This window comes from Frigoribacterium sp. CFBP9029 (assembly GCF_034045305.1).
GTDB lineage: Bacteria > Actinomycetota > Actinomycetes > Actinomycetales > Microbacteriaceae > Frigoribacterium.
Map to the genome: position 1 here is coordinate 382,297 of NZ_JAXCWB010000001.1, position 17,615 is coordinate 399,911.

Genomic DNA, 17,615 nt, shown 5'->3' on the forward strand with positions numbered 1-17,615 from the left:
GTCAGTTCCGTTCGCTGGAGGTCGGGTCGAGCGCATCGCGCAGCGCGTCGCCGAAGAGGTTGAAGCCGAGGCAGATCGCGGCGATCGCGAGACCGGGCACCACGGCGGCGGTGGGCGCCCGCCCGAGGTACTGCTGCGCGTCGCTGAGCATGATGCCCAGACTGGCCGTCGGCGGCTGGATGCCGAGTCCGAGGAACGACAGCAGCGCCTCGCCGATGACCGCGACCGGCATGATGACCGTGGCCTGCACGATGATCGCCGAGACGCAGTTCGGCAGCACGTGGGTGAAGATCACCCGGAGGCCGGTGGCGTCCATCGTGCGGGCGCCGAGCACGAAGTCGGTCGACGCGATGCGCATCGTCTCGCCGCGCACCACGCGGATCATCGTCGGGATCTGCGCGATGCCGAGGGCGACGACCGCGTTGCCGAGACTCGGTCCGCTGATCGCGGCGAGCGCCACCGCGATGATCAGGAACGGGAACGCGAGCATGACGTCGGTCAGGCGCCCGATGACGCCGTCGAGCCAGCGCCAGTAGCCGGCGAGCAGCCCGAGGGGCGTGCCGACGACCACGGCGAGCAGCACGCTGAGGACGCCGACGACGAGCGAGACCCGGATGCCGTAGAGCATGCGCGAGAGGATGTCGCGGCCCAGGTCGTCGGTGCCGAGCAGGTAGCCGACCGTGCCGGGCTGCTGGAACGGCGCGGCGAAGTTGACCTCGGTGGGGCCGTGCGGGGCGATCAGCGGCGCGAGGACGCCGAGGAGGAGCACCACGAGCAGCATGACGCCGCCGGCGACGCCGAGACGGTTGCGTCTCAGCTGGCCCCAGACGCGGCCTCGGGCGGAGCCCAGCTCGGCCTGGATCGGGATGACGGTCATCAGGAGGCTCCTCCGACTCGGATGCGCGGGTTCAGGACGCTGTACAGCACGTCGACGACGAGGTTGATCACGATGTAGCCGAGGGTGATGACGAGCACGACGGCCTGGACGACGGGGTAGTCGCGGGTGAAGACCGAGTCGAGGGTGAGCTTGCCGAAGCCCGGCAGCGCGAAGATGCGCTCGGTGACGACGGCCCCCGAGATGAGACCGCCGAGCTGCAGCCCGACGATGGTGACCACCACGATCATCGAGTTGCGGAGGCCGTAGCGCATCAGCACGCGCCCCCGGCCGAGGCCCTTGGCGCGGGCGGTGCGGACGTAGTCGGTCTTCATCGTCTCGATCATCGAGGCCCGGGTCTGCCGCATGATCACCGCGGCGAGCGACGTGCCGAGGATGAGGGCCGGCAGGGTCAGATGGACGAGGGCCTGGAACGGATCGACCGACACGGGCACGTAGCCGGAGGCCGGGAACAGCCCCAGCCCGACCGCGAGCCAGAGGATGGCGAGGATGCCGAGCCAGAAGTTCGGCACGCTGAGACCGACCAGGGCGGCCGCGTTGGCCATCCACTCGGGCCAGCGGCCGCGGTACCGCTCGGCGATCACGCCGAGCGCCACCCCGACGATCACGGCGACGACGATCGCGTAGAGCGAGAGCCAGAGCGTGACCGGCAGGGTCGCGGCGATCAGCTCGGTCACCGGCGTGCCGGTGCGGGTCGACTCGCCGAAGTCGCCGGTGAGGAAGTTGCCGACGAATCGGAGGTACTGGACCACGAGCGAGTCGTCGAGTCCGAGGTCGGTGCGGATGGCCGCGACGCGCTCGGGCGACGCCTCCTCACCCGCCAGGGCGAGGGCCGGGTCGCCCGGCAGCTGCCGGACGCCGACGAACACGACGATCGAGGCGAGCACCAGGGTCAGCACGGACTGCCACAGGCGGGTGAGGAGGTAGCGGGCCATCGGGTCAGTCCGCCTCGACGAAGGCGGCGTTGCTGAGGCGGACCACGCCGTCGGCGAAGGTGGAGACGCCGGCGATCTCGTTCGACAGCGCGGTCAGGCTGCGGACCCGGTAGAGGTAGATGATCGGGTCGTCCTCCTGCACCTGGGCGACGGCCTGACCGTAGAGGTCGGCGCGCTCGTCGACGTCGTTGGTCGTGGCGGCACGGGTCAGCAGGTCGTCGACCTCCTCCGAGCTGTAGCCGCTGTAGTTGTTGCCGCCGCCCGTCGAGAGGAAGTTGTACGTGTTGCCGTGCGGGTCGACGCGGCCCGACCAGCCGAGCTGCAGCGCCTCGAAGTCGCCTCGGGTCTGCACGTCGAGCAGGGTGGAGTACTCGACCGGCGTGATCGTCAGCTCGAAGCCGCCCTCGGCCACCTGGGCCTGCAGCGCCTGGGCGAACCGCACGGTGTCGGCGTTGTTGCTCACCTGCATGTCGATCGCGTACGGCGTCTCGACGCCGGCGTCCTCCAGCATCTGACGGGCGGCCTCCGGGTCGTACTCGGGGCAGGCGTCGCTGGCGTCGGTGGCGAACGGGCTGTCGGGCGAGATCGGCGAGCAGGCGGGGTCGTACAGACCGCCGAAGATCGACGAGACGAGCGACTCGCGGTCGATCGACATCGACAGGGCCTGCCGCACCGTCGCGTCGGAGGCGAGCGGGGTGTCGATCTGCACGGGGTCGGTGCCGACGCCGTCCTGGTTGCCGATGTTGACGGTCAGCCCCTGGTAGCCCAGCGAGCCGACCTCGAGCACGGTGAGCGCGTCGTCCGCCTTGAGCGACTCGACGTCCTGGGTCGACATCGAGTCGGCGACCTGCACATCGCCCGACTGCAGGTTCGCCGCGCGGATGCTCGCGTCGGTGATGATGCGGTAGGTGATGGAGTCGAAGTGGACGTTCTCGGCGTCGTAGTAGAGCGGGTCGCGCTCGACCGTGATCGAGGTCTGCGGCACCCGGTCGGCGAACTTGAACGGACCGACGCAGACCGGGGCGTCGCCGAAGTCGTCGCCCTGCGCCTCGAGGGCCGTGGGCGACATGATCATGCCGGCGCGGTCGGCCAGCGCGGCCGTCAGGGGCGCGAAGGGCTCCGAGTACTCGATCTCGACCTCGTCGTCGCCAGTGGCCGTGATGCCCGTGATCGGCCCGAGCTCGCTGCGGCGCGACGAGTCCTCCTTGTCGAGGGCGCGCTGCAGCGTCGTCACGACGGCGTCGGCGTCGAGGGGCGTGCCGTCGGCGAAGACGGCGTCGGTGCGGACGGGGAAGCTCACCGTCAGTCCGTCGTCGGAGACCGTGGGCAGCTCGGTGGCGAGCATCGGCACGATCTGACCCTCGGCGTCGATGTCGTAGAGCTTCTGGCACATCGTCTCCATGACGTACCGGGTGTAGAGGGACGACGAGGTCGTCGGGTCGAGCCGGTCGGGCTCCGCCGAGAGGGCCATCACGAGGTCGCCGCCCTCGACGATCGTCTGATCGCCGATGGCCGCGGTCGAGACGTCGTCGCGGGTCTCGTCGGAGGTGTCGGTGGTCTGGACGGCCTGGCAGCCGGTCACGGCGAGGGCCAGGCCGAGGGCGGCCGCGGGCAGCGCGAGCACCCGGCGGCGGGAGTACGGGGAGCGGGACATGCGTGATCCAATGCTCGGGGTCGGGGCGAAGTGGATTGAATACAATCAGCCCCGATGACGCCCCTTCGTATACATCTTGTTACGACCGTGTAAAACGTCGCGGACCCGAGGAGGCGCGGGCTGACACCCCGAGACCCGCCAAGCTGGGATCGATAACAGGTCCGCACCCCATTGCGTGCGCCTGCATTAAAGGCGTGTGGTCTTCCGCGAACCAGACAGGTCGTGCTAGAACTGGGAGCGCACACAGTCACGTGCGCTCATCGTCAAGGAGGACGACCGATGTCTCGATCCCATCGACCCACCCATCCGCTCCCGATCTCGCGGAGGCGGCTCGGCGTCGCCACCGGGGCGTTCGTGCTGACGGCGGCGCTCTGCGGAGGGCTCGCGCCGGCCGTCCCGGCGTCGGCGGCCTCGGCGGACGACTCGACCCGCGCCTCCCGGGTCGCGGTCGCGAACCCCGGCTTCGAGTCCGGCCTGTCGGGCTGGGTCTCGAAGGGGAAGGGCACGGCCGCGCTCGAGACCGGCGGCCACGACTCCCCCACGCGCCTGACCCACCACCTGCCCTCGGCCGGTCAGGCGACGACGACCCAGAAGGTCAAGAAGGTCGCCCCCGGCTGGTGGACGTTCTCGGCCTGGGTCAAGAGCGGTGGCACGGCCGGGTCGAGCACGCTCTCGCTGACCGGCTGCGGCCAGGGCTCGAGCAAGGACGCCGCGGGCACGACGGTCGTCCCCTCGACCGAGTCCGACGACGGCTGGCTGCACCTCTCGGTCTCGGCCGAGGTCACCCACAGCCAGTGCACGCTGACCCTCACGACGGCGGGCGACGCCGGCTCGTGGGCGAGCATCGACGACGTCACGTTCGCGCCGGGCCGGGTCACGCGGGAGATCCGCGGAGCCGACCTGTCGGGTCTGCCCCGCAACGAGGACAAGGGCGCGGTCTACCTCGACGCGCAGGGCCGACCGACCGACGCCGTCGAGCAGATCTCGGCGGCCGGGGCCAACATGGCGCGGCTGAAGGTCTGGGTCGACCCGACCGACGGCTACAACGACCAGGACGACGTGGTCGCCATGGCGAAGCGCATCGAGGCGTCGGGCATGGAGCTGCTCGTCGACTTCCACTACTCGGACCGCTGGACGGATCCGGGTGCGCAGACGATGCCGAAGGCCTGGGTCGGGCTGTCCGCACCCGAGGTCGCGACGCGGATCCACGACCACACGCGCAGCGTGCTCGACGCGCTGGCGGCCGAGGGCATCACGGCCGACGCCGTGCAGGTCGGCAACGAGATCAACCCCGGCATGGTGTGGCCGCTCGGCCAGACCTGGGACGTCGACCCGAGCGACGGGGTGAGCGGGGCCCAGTGGGACAACCTCGCGATGTTCCTCTCCGCAGGGTCCGCCGCCGTGCGCGAGGTGTCGCCCGACACCGACGTCGTGCTGCACCTCACGAACATCAACAACGGCATCGACGGGCTGACCTGGTGGTTCGACCAGGCCACCGCGCGCGGCGTCGACTTCGACGTGATCGGCCTGTCGTACTACTCGTACTGGCACGGCAGCCTCAGCGACCTGCAGCAGGCCGTGACCGTGCTGACCGAGCGGTACGACCGCGACGCGCTCGTCGTCGAGACCTCGTACCCGTGGACCCTCGCCGACGACCCCGACCACACCTGGGAGAACGTCGTCGCGCAGGCCTCGATGCTGACGGCCGGCTACCCCGCGACCCCCGCCGGTCAGGCCGCGAACTTCCGTGCCGTGCAGGACGTCGTGGCATCCGCCCCCGGCGGGCGCGGCACCGGCGTCGTCGCGTGGGAGCCCGCGTGGACGGCCGTCGACGGCGCCGGCTGGGACCCGGACGACCCGACCTCGGGCAACGCCTGGGAGAACCAGGCCATGTGGGACTTCGACGGACGCCCGCTGCCGGCCCTCGACGAGTACGCCGCCGACTGACGTCGGCCGCCGACGGCCCCGAGGAGGCGCGGTGCGCGATCGCGTGCACCGCGCCTCCTCGGTCGCTCCCGGCGGCGACCCTCTCGGGCGGTCGTCGTCCGCTTCGCGAGAGCCCGGGTCGCCCGCCCCGTGGCTGACAGCGTCCCCGGCGTGCGTGGGGCATGATCGAGAGACCCTGAGACTCGATTGGACCAGTTGTGACCACCAGCGACGAAGTCGACCTGATCATCGACGCGTGGGCGCGGGTGCGACCCGACATCGACTTCGCCCCGCTCGACGTGTTCTCGCGGCTGCGGCGCATCTCGCGGCGGCTCGACCGTCTGCGCGCCGAGGCGTTCCGGCACGCCGACCTCGAGATCTGGGAGTTCGACGTGCTGTCCACGCTGCGACGAGCGGGCGATCCGTTCCAGCTGTCACCGAAGGACCTCGTCGCGGCGACGATGGTCACGAGCGGCACGATGACGAACCGGCTCGACCGTCTGATGGAGCGCGAGCTCGTCGAGCGGCACTCCGACCCGCGCGACGGCCGCGCCGCGCTGATCCGCATCACACCCGCCGGCGTCGAGCGCGTCGACGCGGCGATGAGCCTGCTGGTCCAGGTCGAGCGGGCCCCGCTGGACTCCCTCTCGGCGCATCAGCAGGCCGAGCTCGCCGAGCTGCTGCGCGTGCTCGGGGCCGAGTTCGCCTGAGGCGCTCAGGCGCGTCTCCCGGGTGCGCGGCGCTACGGCACCGCGTTGCGTGCATCGCACCGCGTCACGCCGAGGTGCGATGCTCACGGCGCGGTGCGGCGAGGTGTGGCGCCGTGCGGCCAGGTCAGTCGCGGGCGGGCGTGAACGCCGAGCTGGGGAGGTCCTTCTCGCCGTCGACGATGGCGCGGACGATGCGCGCGGCGACGTCGTCGGGCTCGAGCGCCGCACCGAAGGCGGGCGCGGTGCCCTCGACGGCGCGGGTCGCGAGCCCCGTGTCGGTGTGACCGGGTCGCGCGTCGAGCACGCGGACGCCCCGGCGGCGGTACTCGCGGGAGGCGGCGGAGACGAACGCCGCCAGCCCCGCCTTCGAGGCGGAGTACGCGGCCATGCCGGCTGTCGGCGACTCGCTGACCACGCCGCTGATCGTGACGACGAAGGGCTCGCGCCCGGCGGCGGCCGACTCGGCGAGCGCCTGCGACGCGTCGCGCAGCGCCCGGATCGGGCCGAGCATGTTGGTCTCCACGAGCTCGGCGAGCGTGCCGTCGGACACCTCGTCGGCCGGCCCGAACGCGACCACGCCAGCTGCGACGACGACGCCGTCGAGACGACCGTGCGCCTGGAGTGCGGCGGCGACGAGCGACGCGGCACCCTGCTCGGTGCGGAGATCGGCGAGGTAGGCGTCCGGGCCCGACAGCGAGTCGGGGTGGCGTGCGGCGCGCACCACGCGCGCTCCCTCGTCCTCCAGCATGGCGGCGATCCGCGAGCCGAGCCCGCCGGAGGCGCCGAGGACGAGCACGACGGCGTCGTTCAGATCGGTCATGGCCGGAGCCTACGCCGGGGTGACACCATGGAGGCGCGGGTCATCACCCGCCCTGCCGTCGCCGCCGAGAGGAGTCCCGTGACGAACGATCCGACGCGGATGCGCGACCAGCCCGCTCTCCGCACCTCGACCGGCACCGAGTGGCTCGTGATCGGGCTCGTGCTCGCCGGCATCAGCGTCGCCGTCCTGCTCTTCCAGGATCATGCGACGTCCGACGTGGTGGCCGCCGTCGTCGTCGCGCTCTACGTGGCCATGCTGGTCGTCCGCGTCACCGTGAGGCCGCGGCGCCCGCGCGTCACCGCGCTCGCCGTGCTGCTCGCGCTCATCCCTGTCGTCACCATCGCCGAGCTGCTGGCCCTGATCGTGCTCTGATCCGGTCTCTCCCGGTGCTGCGGCGGGTTCCCGTCCTCCGCGGCGGGTCAGCGCCGACCCGCCGTCGATGACGGGAACCCGCCGAAGCAGTAGCGGAGGCTCGAGCGTCACGCCGGGCGGGTCCGCCGCAGCAGCAGCGAGGGCCCGAGCGGCACGCCGGGCGGGTACGTAGCATCGGGGGATGACCCCCGCAGCGCATCACGAGAACCAGTTCATCGCCGTCCTGCAGGGCGGACCCTTCGACGGTCAGGAGCACGAGATCGACGTGGTCGACGGATCGATCCAGGACACCCTCTCGCTGCCGCAGACCGACACCGAGGTGCTGGCGAACTACAGCCGGGAGGACTCCCGGGTCGACGACGACGGTGTGCAGCGCATCGACTTCCGGTTCATCGAGGACACCTACAGCTGAGCCGAGCCCGCCGCGGGTCGCGTGGCCCTCAGACGGCGCTGAGCGCGAGCTCTCCGCGGCTCGCACCTTCGGCGCCGAAGACGAGTCGGCGGTTCGCGACCTTCTCGCTGAAGAACCGGTCGTGACTGACGACGACCACCGCCCCCGGGAAGTGGACGAGCGCGCGCTCCATCACCTGGGTGCTCGCCATGTCGAGGTGGTTGGTCGGCTCGTCGAGCAGCAGCACGGACGCCCCCGACAGCAGGCACTGCGCCATCGCCACGCGGGCCCGCTGTCCGCCCGACAGCGCGCCGATGCGCTGTTGCAGGTCGGCGTCCGAGAACTGGAACATGGCCAGGAACCGACCCACCGACTTCTTGGTGGCTCGCAGGGCCAGGCTGTCGGGCATCGCGTTCACCGAGTGGGTGACCGTGTCGGCGTCGTCGAGGTCGGCGAGCACCTGGTTGTAGGACACGACCTTCGCGCCGCCGGCCCAGTCGATGCGCCCGTGGTCGGCCTTCTCCTCGCCGGTCAGCACGCGCAGCAGCGTGCTCTTCCCGCTGCCGTTCGCGCCCACGACGACGAGGCGTTGCCCGCGGCGGATCTCGAGGTCGAGATCGTCAAACAGGACCTTGTCTCCGTAGGACTTCCCGAGACCGTCGATGCGGCAGAGGACGTCCTTGACGTGCAGACCGCCGTAGATCTCGGTGATGATCTGGTCGACGGGGCGCGGGGTGCGCTGCTTCTTGATCTTCGCCAGGTCTTTCGTGAGCCCGCCCGCGCCTCCGGACTTGGCGTTCTTCGCCGCCTTCGCGGCCTCGCGGCGGTCGCTGATGCCCTCCGACTCGAACGCGAGCAGCTCGGACTCGTGCGCGAACTGCTGCTCGAGGTTCTTCAAGCGGAACTGCTTCTGCACGACGTACTCGCCGAAGTCGCCGGGGTACTCGTGCAGGTGGAAGTTCTCGACCTCGACGATGCGGGTGACCACCTGGTCGAGGAACCGCCGATCGTGCGACACGACGATCGCGGCCCCGCGGAAGTCGCGGAACCACTGCTCGAGCCACTCGACCCCCGCGACGTCGAGGAAGTTCGTGGGCTCGTCGAGCAGCAGCACGTCGGGCTGCTGCAGCAGGATCTTGGCCAGGGCCGCCCGGTTGCGCCAGCCGCCGCTCAACGAGTCGATCGGCGTGGTGCGGTGCGCCGGGTCGAAGCCGAGCACCGTGAGCGCGGTGTCGATGCGCCGGGGGTACTCCCACCCGTCGAGGCGGTCCATCTCGGCGAAGAGCTCGGACTGCCGATCGACCAGCCGGGTCAGCTCGTCACCCTGCGCAGGGTCCATCGCGGCGACGGCGATGGCCGAGTCGATGTCGGCCAGCTCGGTCTCCATCGCGCGGATGTCGTCGAAGAGCCCCTCGAGCACCTCGGTGACCGTCGCGGTGCCGTCGAGCTCGCTGAACTGCGAGAAGTAGCCGAACCTGGTGCCGTCGTCGACGACGACGGTGCCCTCGTCGGGCTGCACCTGATCGAGCACGAGCTTCAGCAGCGTCGACTTGCCCGACCCGTTGCGCCCGATCAGACCCACCCGGTCGCCCGTCTCGAGACGGAAGAACGCCTCGCGCAGCACGGGTCGGTTCTCGAAGCGGACGGTGACGTCGTTCAGACGGATCAAGCTCATGCCCACCAGTCTCGCAGCCGCCGGCGGAACACCCGCGCCCCGACCGGTGTTGACCCCTCTGGAGTCACGCCCACCTCACCTGTGGAGGGACGGCTCCGAACAGGAGGCATGATGTCGAACGACTACCGGAAAGACCCCGACGCCCTCGCCCGGCTCACCCCGACGCAGCGTCGCGTCACGCAGGACGGCGGCACCGAGCCCGCGTTCCGCAACGAGTTCTGGGACTCCACCGACGCGGGCATCTACGTCGATCTCGTCTCGGGCGAACCCCTCTTCGCCTCGGTCGACAAGTTCGACAGCCGGAGCGGCTGGCCGAGCTTCACCCGCCCGATCGACGCCGAGAACGTCGTCGAGAAGCGCGAGGGGATGTTCTTCCTGCGGCGCACCGAGGTACGGTCGGCAGCGGGCGACAGCCACCTCGGTCACGTCTTCGCCGACGGCCCCACGGCGACCGGCGGCCTCCGCTACTGCATCAACTCGGCGGCTCTCCGCTTCGTCCCATACAGCTCTCTCGAAACCGAAGGATACGGTGCCTACATGACGCTCTTCTCCCCCGAATCCACTCCCGCGCCCAGCGGCACCACCGAGACGGCGATCCTCGCCGGCGGCTGCTTCTGGGGCGCCCAGCAGCTGCTCCGCCGTCGGCCCGGCATCGTGTCGACCCGCGTCGGCTACTCGGGCGGCAGCGTGAAGAACGCGACGTACCGCAACCACGCCGGTCACGCCGAGGCCGTCGAGATCGTCTTCGACCCGGGTCTGACCTCGTACCGCGAGATCCTCGAGTTCTTCTTCCAGATCCACGACCCGTCGACGAAGGACCGTCAGGGCAACGACGTGGGCGACAGCTACCGTTCGGCGATCTTCTTCACGACCGACGAGCAGCGCGCCACGGCCCTCGACACCATCGCCGACGTCGACGCCTCGGGCATCTGGCCCGGCAAGGTCGTCACCGAGGTCGCCCCGGCCGGCGACTTCTGGGAGGCCGAGGAAGAGCACCAGGACTACCTCGAGAAGGACCCGTTCGGCTACACCTGCCACTTCATCCGTCCGGGCTGGGTGCTGCCGAAGCGCGACCAGGCGGTCGCCGCGGGCTGACCCGTGACCTGCAGGAGGCGCGGTGCCGGTCGATCCGGCACCGCGCCTCCTGCCTGTCCGCCCGCTCTCAGCCCCAGATGCGCGTGACGATCGAGCCCATCAGATCGTCGGTCGGCACGTTCGCCTGGACGACCGTGACGACGACGCCGTCGCGGACCAGCACGGTGTCGCTCATCTCGACGCCGTACATCTCGTCCTCCGTCGTGTACTGGCAGAACGACCCGCCGTAGCCGTCGGAGCAGTCGTAGGCGACGCCGTCGAGCCAGAACACCGTGCTGGGCTCGCGGAACTCCGCCAACCACGCCGGGTAGGCCTCGGCGGTCGCGGCGTCGACGACCGACACGGTGACGCGCAGACCGGTGATGTCGGCCCGAGGGTCGCGCCATCCGCAGCGGAGCACGCCGGCGGCGTCGACCTTCTCGCGGAGATCGGCATCGGCAGCCGGCGTCGTGGGGGTCACCTGACCCATCGGGCCCTGGTACTGCACCGGGTCGTTCAGGGGCGCGTCGCCCATCGTGGCGGCGTAGGTCTCGGCGTCGACCACGTCGGTGCAGTCGGTCGGGATCGAAGCGGATGCCGGCTCGACCGCATCGGTCGGAGCCGGGCTCGCAGGGGGCGTGGCGGTCGGCGCCGTCGCGACCTCCGTCGCGACCGGCGACGGCGACGACGACGTCGTCGCGTCCATCGACGGGTCGGGGTCGACGGGCGACGAGGTGCAGCCCGCCAGCAGTGCCGCGCCTGCAGTGGCGACCGCCAGGCCCGTCAGGATGCGCTTCATGTTCTACCTCCGTGGTGCCGCAGACCGGCGGTGTCGGGACGACCCCCGGCCGCTGCCCCGAGACTATTGGCGGAGCGGGTCGTCGCTCCTCGCCCGTCAGGATGACACGTGTCGTCCTGAAGGCTCGACGTCGGAGCCCGCTGGCACGGCCCCGTCGTGGCCGCGCCCGGTCTCCACCGCGCAGGATGGTCGCATGCTCCCCGTCTTCGACGCCGTCCTGCTCGCCGGCGGGCGCGCCTCCCGTGTGGGCGGGGTCGACAAGACGGCGTTCACGACCCGGGGCGTGACCCTGCTGTCGGAGGCCGTGGAGGCCGCGTCGGGTGCGGCGACCCTGGTGGTCGTCGGCGCCCGCGACGGGGCCGCCCTCCCCGCCGACGCGATATCGACCCGCGAGGATCCACCGTGGTCGGGCCCGGTGGCCGCCCTCGCCGCCGGACTCGCCGCCGTCGACGATCCGTCGCCGTCGACCCTCGTGCTGGCCTGCGATCTGCCCCGCGCCTCCGCCGCCGTCCGCGCCCTCCGAGAGGGGCGGAGCGGGGCGGACGACACCGGCGACGGCCTGATCGCCCTCGACGGCGACGGACGTCGGCAGCCGCTGCTCGCGCTCTACCGCACGGCCGCCCTGCACGATCGGCTCGACGCGCTCCTCGCGGACGGGCCGCTGGCCGGGCTCTCGATGCGACGACTGCTCGACGGACTCGACCTCGACGAGGTCGCGCTCGACGACGCGCTCTGCGCCGACGTCGACACGCCCGCCGACGCCGAGCGGCTGGGCGTGCGACCCGCGTCGACCCCGATGTCACCGGCTGCTGGTTGAGTGTGCACATGACCGACACCCCCTCCGAACTCGACGACTGGGCCGCTCGACTGACGACCGCCCTGGGTCTGCCCGCCGACACCGTGATCGACGTCGCGACCGTGCTCGATCTGGCCCGAGACGCCGCGCACAACGTGGCCCGACCGGCCGCACCCCTCACCACGTACCTGGTCGGCTACGCCGCGGGTCTGGCCGGCGGCACCGAAGCCGACGTCGCGCGGGCCGTGGCGATCGCCACCGAGCTCGCGACCGGGGCGACCGCGGGCGACCCGAACCCGGGCGATCCGACCGCGTGACGCTCGTCCGCGCCGACTGGCAGGCCGCTCGCACCGCCGCGCACGAGGCCGGTCTCTCCCTCCGCGGTGCCGCCGAACGGGTCGGTCTCGATCAGGCGGTCGACCGCACCCTCGCCGAAGACCTCCGTGCGCTGGCGTCCGTGCCCGGCTTCGACGCCTCCGCGATGGACGGCTGGGCTGTCCGCGGCGGTGGGCCGTGGCGGCTCGGTCCGACGATCGTCGCGGGGCCGGTCGACCCCGGCGAGCCTGGTCTGGACACCGGCACCGCCCGGCCGATCACGACGGGCGCCGTCATCCCCGTCGGCACCGACCGCGTGCTGCGCTCGGAGTCCGGGCTGATCGTCGACGGCCTGCTCACGGCCGTCGGCGAACCGGCGGCTCCTCCGCAGCACATCCGCCGCGCCGGCGAAGAGGCCCGACCCGGCGACCTGCTCTTCGTCGGCGGCACCCGTCTCACCCCTCCGCGCGTGGCGGTGGCGGCCGTCTCCGGGCTCGACGACGTCGCCGTCGTCGCGAGACCCCTGGTGGCCGTCGCCGTGCTCGGCGACGAGATCGTGCCGTCGGGTGTGCCGCGACCGGGCAGCGTGCGCGACGTCTTCTCAGTGCCGGTGCCGCGCCTCCTGCAGTCCCTCGGGGCGGGCGAGGTGTCGAGCGAGCGGGTCGCCGACGATCTCGAGGCCACGATCGCAGCCCTCGACCGCCCCGACGCCGCTCTCGTCGTCACGACGGGCGGCACGGCGCACAGCAGCACCGACCACGTCCGGGCGGCGCTCGACCGTCTCGGCGCCGAGCTGGTCGTCGACGGGATGGCGATGCGCCCCGGGCAGCCGCTGCTCGTCGCTCGGCGCGGCAGCACACTCCACCTCTGCCTGCCCGGCAATCCGATGGCCGCGTTCGTCGGGCTCGTCGTGGTCGGGGCGCCTCTGATCGGGGGGCTGCTCGGGCGGCGACCCGCGCCTCCTCGGCAGGTGACCCTCGCCGTCGACGTGCCGCACCCGCGCTCGGGCGTGCTCGTGCAGGCGTACCGCGACACGGTCGACGGCGCGCTGCCGACCGTGCGGCAGTCGTCGGCCATGCTGCGCGGTCTGGCCGACGCCGACGGTCTGCTGATCGTGCCCGAGGGCGGCGCCCGGGCCGGCGAGACCGTGCCGGCGCTGGCGCTCCCATGGTGATCTGCGGCGAACGGGGGTAGACCTGACCCATGGCACGAATAACGTCACGGAAACCCGTGACCCGGCTGACCGTCGACGACGACGGGTCGACCGGAGTCCGGCGCACGATCGACACCCTCGCCGTCGAAGAGCCCCTCGAGATCCGCGTGGGCGGGCGCTCGCTCGCCATCACCATGCGGACGCCTGGCCACGACTTCGATCTCGCGGCCGGCTTCATGGTCTCCGAGGGCGTCATCTCGACCGGCGACGAGTTCGCCGCCGCGAGGTACTGCGCCGGCGCGACGGCCGAGGGGCTCAACACCTACAACGTGCTCGACGTCGCACTCGCCCCCGGGGTGCCCGCCCCCGATCCGAGCCTCGAGCGCGCTTTCTACACGACGAGCTCGTGCGGTCTCTGCGGCAAGGCCTCCATCGACGCGGTGCGCACCAAGTCGCAGCACTCGGTGCTGCACGATCCGCTCGTGCTCGACCCGGCCCTGCTGGCGACGTTCCCCGATCGGCTTCGCGAGGGCCAAGACGTCTTCGACAAGACCGGCGGGCTGCATGCCGCCGCCCTCTTCGACGGCGCGACGGGCGAGCTGCTCGTGCTGCGTGAAGACGTCGGTCGGCACAACGCCGTCGACAAGGTCGTCGGCTGGGCCGTGAAGGAGGGGCGGCTCCCCCTGAGCGGCACCGTCCTGATGGTCTCGGGTCGCGCCTCCTTCGAGCTCACCCAGAAGGCGTCGATGGCCGGCATCCCGATGCTCGCCGCCGTGTCCGCGCCGTCGTCGCTCGCCGTCGACCTGGCGACCGAGCTCGGCGTGACCATCGTGGGGTTCCTCCGCGGCCGCTCGATGGTCGTGTACTCGCGACCCGACCGGCTGGGGGCTCCCGACGAGACGGCGCGCGCCTCCTCCGGCGACGCGAGCAGCGCCTCCTCGACCTCCTCCGGCGACGCGACCAGCGCCTCCTCGACCTCCCCTTCGGGCGCGACCCGCGCCTCCTCCCCCGTGCCCCTGACGATCGGATCGAGACCGTGACCGAGAAGCCCCCCGTCGACGACGTGAACGACGACGACATCGAGGTCGGCCCCCCGCGCGAGTGGGCGGCCGGCGTGCCCGGCGTGCTGCACTCGATGGAGCCCGCCATCAAGCAGCTCGGTCTCGCCCGCACCGTGAAGCTGATGACCTCGCTGAACCAGAAGGACGGCTTCGACTGCATGAGCTGCGCCTGGCCCGACCCGAACCACCGCAAGGTCGCGGAGTTCTGCGAGAACGGCGCCAAGGCGGTCACCTGGGAGGCCAACCCGGTGCTCGTGCCCGACTCGTTCTGGGCCGAGCACTCGATCGACGACCTGCTCGAGAAGTCCGAGTACTGGCTCGGCATGCAGGGCCGCCTGACGACGCCGGTGCACAAGCCCGTCGGCAGCGACCACTACGAGCCGGTCAGCTGGGAGCGCGCGTTCGAGATCATCGGCGACAGGCTGAACTCGCTCGACAGCCCCGATGAGGCGTCGTTCTACACCTCGGGTCGCACCTCGAACGAGGCGGCGTTCGAGTACCAGCTGTTCGTGCGGGCCTTCGGCACCAACAACCTGCCCGACTGCTCGAACATGTGCCACGAGTCGACGGGTGCGGCCATGGGCGAGACCGTCGGCGTCGGCAAGTCGACGATCGCCTACGACGACTTCGAGCAGGCCGACCTCATCATCGTGCTGGGGCAGAACCCCGGCACCAACCACCCCCGCATGCTCACGGCGCTCGAAGACGCGAAAGGCAACGGCGCGGCGATCGTGGCCGTGAACCCGCTGCCCGAGGCCGGTCTCCGCAGGTACAAGAACCCGCAGCTGCCGCGCGGCATCGTGGGTCGCGGCACGAACATCGCCGACCAGTTCGTGCAGATCAGGCTGGGCGGCGACATGGCCCTGCTGCAGGCGGTCGCGAAGCGCGTGCTCGCCGCAGAGGACGCCGCGCCCGGCACCGTGCTCGACCACGGGTTCCTGGCCGAGCACACCGTGGGGCTCGACGCCTTCCGCGAGCACATCGCCAAGGTCGACGACGACGAGGTGCTGCTCGCCACGGGCATCACGAGCGCCGAGATCGACGAGCTCGCCGAGCGCTACATCTCGGCCGAACGCGTGATCATCACCTGGGCGATGGGCATCACGCAGCACCGCAAGGCCGTCGACACCATCAAGGAGATCATCAACCTGCTGCTGCTGCGCGGCAACATCGGCCGACCCGGCGCCGGGGCCTCGCCGATCCGCGGGCACAGCAACGTGCAGGGCGACCGCACGATGGGCATCTGGGAGCAGATGTCCGACCAGTTCCTCGACGCGCTGCAGCGGGAGTTCCGCTTCGACCCGCCGCGGGAGCACGGCGTCGACGCGCTCAAGGGCATCAAGGCCATGCAGGAGGGGCGGATCAAGTTCTGGATGGGCATGGGCGGCAACCTCGTGGCCGCGATCTCGGACACCCAGCTGGCCGAGGCCGCCATGCGCGGCACGGAGATGACCGTCCAGGTGTCGACCAAGCTGAACCGGTCGCACGCCGTCGTGGGTGCCGAGGCGCTCATCCTGCCGACCCTCGGTCGCACCGAGATCGACGTGCAGAAGTCGGGTCCGCAGTTCGTCTCCGTCGAAGACACCGTCTGCTCGGTGCACGGCAGCCACGGCCAGGTGCCGCCGGTCGCGCCCGACCTGCTGTCCGAGGTCGCCATCGTCAGCAGACTCGCCCGAGTGACACTCCGTGATCGCGCCGATCTCGAGATCGACTGGCAGGCGTTCGAAGACGACTACGACACGCTGCGCGACCACATCAGCCGGGTCGTGCCGGGTTTCGAGCGGTACAGCGAGCGGGTGCGCAGTCGTGACGGCTTCGTGCTGCCCAACGGGCCCCGCGACTCGCGGACGTTCGACACAGCGGCGGGCAAGGCGATGATCACGGTCAACGAGCTCGAGCACGTCGAGCGGCCGGCGGGGCGCCTCCTGCTGCAGACCCTGCGGTCGCACGACCAGTACAACACCACGATCTACAGCCTGAACGACCGCTACCGCGGCATCAAGAAGGGGCGCGAGGTCGTCTTCATCAACCCCGACGACCTCGCCGAGCTGGGCCTCGTCGACGGCCAGCGGGTCGACGTCTTCACCGAGTGGACGGACGACGTCGAGCGCGTGCTGCGCGACTACCGGGTCGTGGCGTATCCGACGGCGCGGGGCTGCGCGGCCGCGTACTTCCCCGAGGCGAACGTGCTCGTCCCGCTCGACAGCGCGTCGATCGGCAGCAACACGCCGGTGTCGAAGGCCGTGCTGGTGCGCGTGGTGCCGGCGGCGGTGCCCGCGACGGTCTAGCAGCGGCGGGCGGCGGCGCGAACGGCCTCGACGGCGGCTGCGACCCCGCCGCTCCAGGGGGCGCCGTGACCGGGCAGCACCCAGGTCGCGCGGGTCTCGACGAGCGCCGAGAGCGAGTCGAGGGCCTGCTCCGGCTCGTCCGTGAACGGCGCCGGTGCAGGCCCGACCGCACCGGTCAGCACGTGCCGCGTCGTCAGGGCGTCGCCCACGAACACGGCGTCGACGCCGGGCACGAACACGGCGATGCTGCCCTCGGAGTGCCCGGGCATCGGGATGATCTGCGGCGACCCCGGCAGATCGAGGGTCTCGCCGCCCTGCAGCTCGACGACCTCGGTGAGCCAGGTCGTCTTCGCGCCGCCCTTGCGCAGCGTGTAGGCGACGAACCCGAGCAGGGCGCCGAGTCGCATCTGCTGCTTGGCGTTCTTGGGCTTGGCGCCGCCCTTCGCTCGGGCGGCGTCGCCGGCGTGGATGAAGACGGGCACGCCGTGCTCGCGACGCAGGCGCTCGGCGAAGCCGATGTGATCGCCGTCGCCGTGCGTGAGGATCAGCCCCTTCACGTCCGCGAGCGAGCGGCCGATCAGAGCCAGCTCGGCGACGAGTTCGGTGTGGAGACCGGGCAGCCCGGCGTCGATGACGGTGACACCGGCGGGGGTGACGACGAAGTAGGCGGCGACCACGTCGTTGCCGATGCGGTGGAGGGAGGGGGTGAGTTCCATGATGGCTACTGTAATTAGCCTTCATGGCTACTGTC

Annotated in this window: 17 protein-coding genes; 10 read left to right on the plus strand and 7 right to left on the minus strand. The window is 71.4% G+C overall.

What is annotated here, in order from left to right; translation table 11 throughout:
* Position 1: 1 nt before the first annotated feature.
* From SOM11_RS01785 to SOM11_RS01795, 3 genes are read right to left on the minus strand one after another with little or no spacing between them, the layout of a single operon-like run.
* A complete protein-coding gene (locus tag SOM11_RS01785) occupies positions 2–877 on the minus strand; it encodes an ABC transporter permease (protein ID WP_192059690.1) in 876 nt (291 codons plus the stop codon).
* Complete coding sequence (locus tag SOM11_RS01790; RefSeq protein ID WP_320477012.1) at positions 877–1,830, minus strand: ABC transporter permease; 954 nt, start codon at positions 1,828–1,830, stop codon at positions 877–879. The genes SOM11_RS01785 and SOM11_RS01790 overlap by 1 nt, the downstream gene beginning before the upstream one ends.
* A gap of 4 nt (positions 1,831–1,834) precedes the next feature.
* Positions 1,835–3,484: an ABC transporter substrate-binding protein gene (locus SOM11_RS01795; protein WP_320477013.1), complete on the minus strand. Its 1,650-nt coding sequence runs from the start codon at positions 3,482–3,484 to the stop codon at positions 1,835–1,837.
* 279 nt (positions 3,485–3,763) lie between these two features.
* Here SOM11_RS01795 and SOM11_RS01800 point away from each other — a divergent pair, with 279 nt between their 5' ends.
* Together SOM11_RS01800 and SOM11_RS01805 are read left to right on the plus strand one after the other, a co-directional pair.
* A complete protein-coding gene (locus SOM11_RS01800) occupies positions 3,764–5,431 on the plus strand; it encodes a glycoside hydrolase family 53 protein (RefSeq protein WP_243215768.1) in 1,668 nt (555 codons plus the stop codon).
* Positions 5,432–5,628: 197 nt separating this feature from the next.
* Positions 5,629–6,120: a MarR family winged helix-turn-helix transcriptional regulator gene (locus tag SOM11_RS01805; RefSeq protein WP_192059682.1), complete on the plus strand. Its 492-nt coding sequence runs from the start codon at positions 5,629–5,631 to the stop codon at positions 6,118–6,120.
* Positions 6,121–6,244: 124 nt separating this feature from the next.
* Here the strand turns inward: SOM11_RS01805 and SOM11_RS01810 are convergent, their stop codons facing one another.
* Positions 6,245–6,940 carry an SDR family oxidoreductase gene (locus SOM11_RS01810; protein ID WP_320477014.1) on the minus strand — a complete coding sequence of 232 codons (696 nt, stop codon included), beginning with the start codon at positions 6,938–6,940 and terminating at the stop codon, positions 6,245–6,247.
* 78 nt (positions 6,941–7,018) lie between these two features.
* Here SOM11_RS01810 and SOM11_RS01815 point away from each other — a divergent pair, with 78 nt between their 5' ends.
* Together SOM11_RS01815 and SOM11_RS01820 are read left to right on the plus strand one after the other, a co-directional pair.
* Positions 7,019–7,312: a hypothetical protein gene (locus tag SOM11_RS01815; protein WP_192059678.1), complete on the plus strand. Its 294-nt coding sequence runs from the start codon at positions 7,019–7,021 to the stop codon at positions 7,310–7,312.
* A 181-nt stretch (positions 7,313–7,493) separates the two neighbouring features.
* Entirely contained in the window at positions 7,494–7,724 is a 231-nt protein-coding gene (locus SOM11_RS01820) for a hypothetical protein (protein ID WP_320477015.1), read from the plus strand.
* A 28-nt stretch (positions 7,725–7,752) separates the two neighbouring features.
* On the opposite strand, the gene SOM11_RS01825 is transcribed toward SOM11_RS01820, so the two are convergent.
* Positions 7,753–9,378 carry an ABC-F family ATP-binding cassette domain-containing protein gene (locus SOM11_RS01825; RefSeq protein WP_320477016.1) on the minus strand — a complete coding sequence of 542 codons (1,626 nt, stop codon included), beginning with the start codon at positions 9,376–9,378 and terminating at the stop codon, positions 7,753–7,755.
* A 111-nt stretch (positions 9,379–9,489) separates the two neighbouring features.
* Here SOM11_RS01825 and SOM11_RS01830 point away from each other — a divergent pair, with 111 nt between their 5' ends.
* Positions 9,490–10,473 carry a bifunctional methionine sulfoxide reductase B/A protein gene (locus tag SOM11_RS01830; RefSeq protein WP_192059672.1) on the plus strand — a complete coding sequence of 328 codons (984 nt, stop codon included), beginning with the start codon at positions 9,490–9,492 and terminating at the stop codon, positions 10,471–10,473.
* Positions 10,474–10,540: 67 nt separating this feature from the next.
* Here SOM11_RS01830 and SOM11_RS01835 read toward each other — a convergent pair whose 3' ends face one another.
* A complete protein-coding gene (locus SOM11_RS01835) occupies positions 10,541–11,251 on the minus strand; it encodes a hypothetical protein (RefSeq protein WP_192059670.1) in 711 nt (236 codons plus the stop codon).
* Between the two features lie 193 nt (positions 11,252–11,444).
* Here SOM11_RS01835 and mobA point away from each other — a divergent pair, with 193 nt between their 5' ends.
* From mobA to SOM11_RS01860, 5 genes are read left to right on the plus strand one after another with little or no spacing between them, the layout of a single operon-like run.
* Entirely contained in the window at positions 11,445–12,068 is a 624-nt protein-coding gene (mobA, locus tag SOM11_RS01840; protein ID WP_320477017.1) for a molybdenum cofactor guanylyltransferase, read from the plus strand.
* Between the two features lie 8 nt (positions 12,069–12,076).
* Positions 12,077–12,364 (plus strand): DUF6457 domain-containing protein, encoded by a 288-nt coding sequence (locus SOM11_RS01845; RefSeq protein ID WP_197981789.1) that lies wholly within the window; start codon positions 12,077–12,079, stop codon positions 12,362–12,364.
* A complete protein-coding gene (locus tag SOM11_RS01850; protein WP_320477018.1) occupies positions 12,361–13,536 on the plus strand; it encodes a molybdopterin molybdotransferase MoeA in 1,176 nt (391 codons plus the stop codon). The genes SOM11_RS01845 and SOM11_RS01850 overlap by 4 nt, the downstream gene beginning before the upstream one ends.
* Positions 13,537–13,565: 29 nt before the next feature.
* A complete protein-coding gene (gene fdhD / locus SOM11_RS01855) occupies positions 13,566–14,555 on the plus strand; it encodes a formate dehydrogenase accessory sulfurtransferase FdhD (protein WP_320477019.1) in 990 nt (329 codons plus the stop codon).
* Positions 14,552–16,864: an FdhF/YdeP family oxidoreductase gene (locus SOM11_RS01860; RefSeq protein WP_320477020.1), complete on the plus strand. Its 2,313-nt coding sequence runs from the start codon at positions 14,552–14,554 to the stop codon at positions 16,862–16,864. The genes fdhD and SOM11_RS01860 overlap by 4 nt, the downstream gene beginning before the upstream one ends.
* Here SOM11_RS01860 and SOM11_RS01865 read toward each other — a convergent pair.
* On the minus strand, positions 16,861–17,580 hold the full coding sequence (locus SOM11_RS01865) for an MBL fold metallo-hydrolase (RefSeq protein ID WP_320477021.1): 720 nt from the start codon (positions 17,578–17,580) through the stop codon (positions 16,861–16,863). The two genes, SOM11_RS01860 and SOM11_RS01865, sit on opposite strands and share 4 nt — an antisense overlap.
* Between the last annotated feature and the right edge of the window lie 35 nt (positions 17,581–17,615).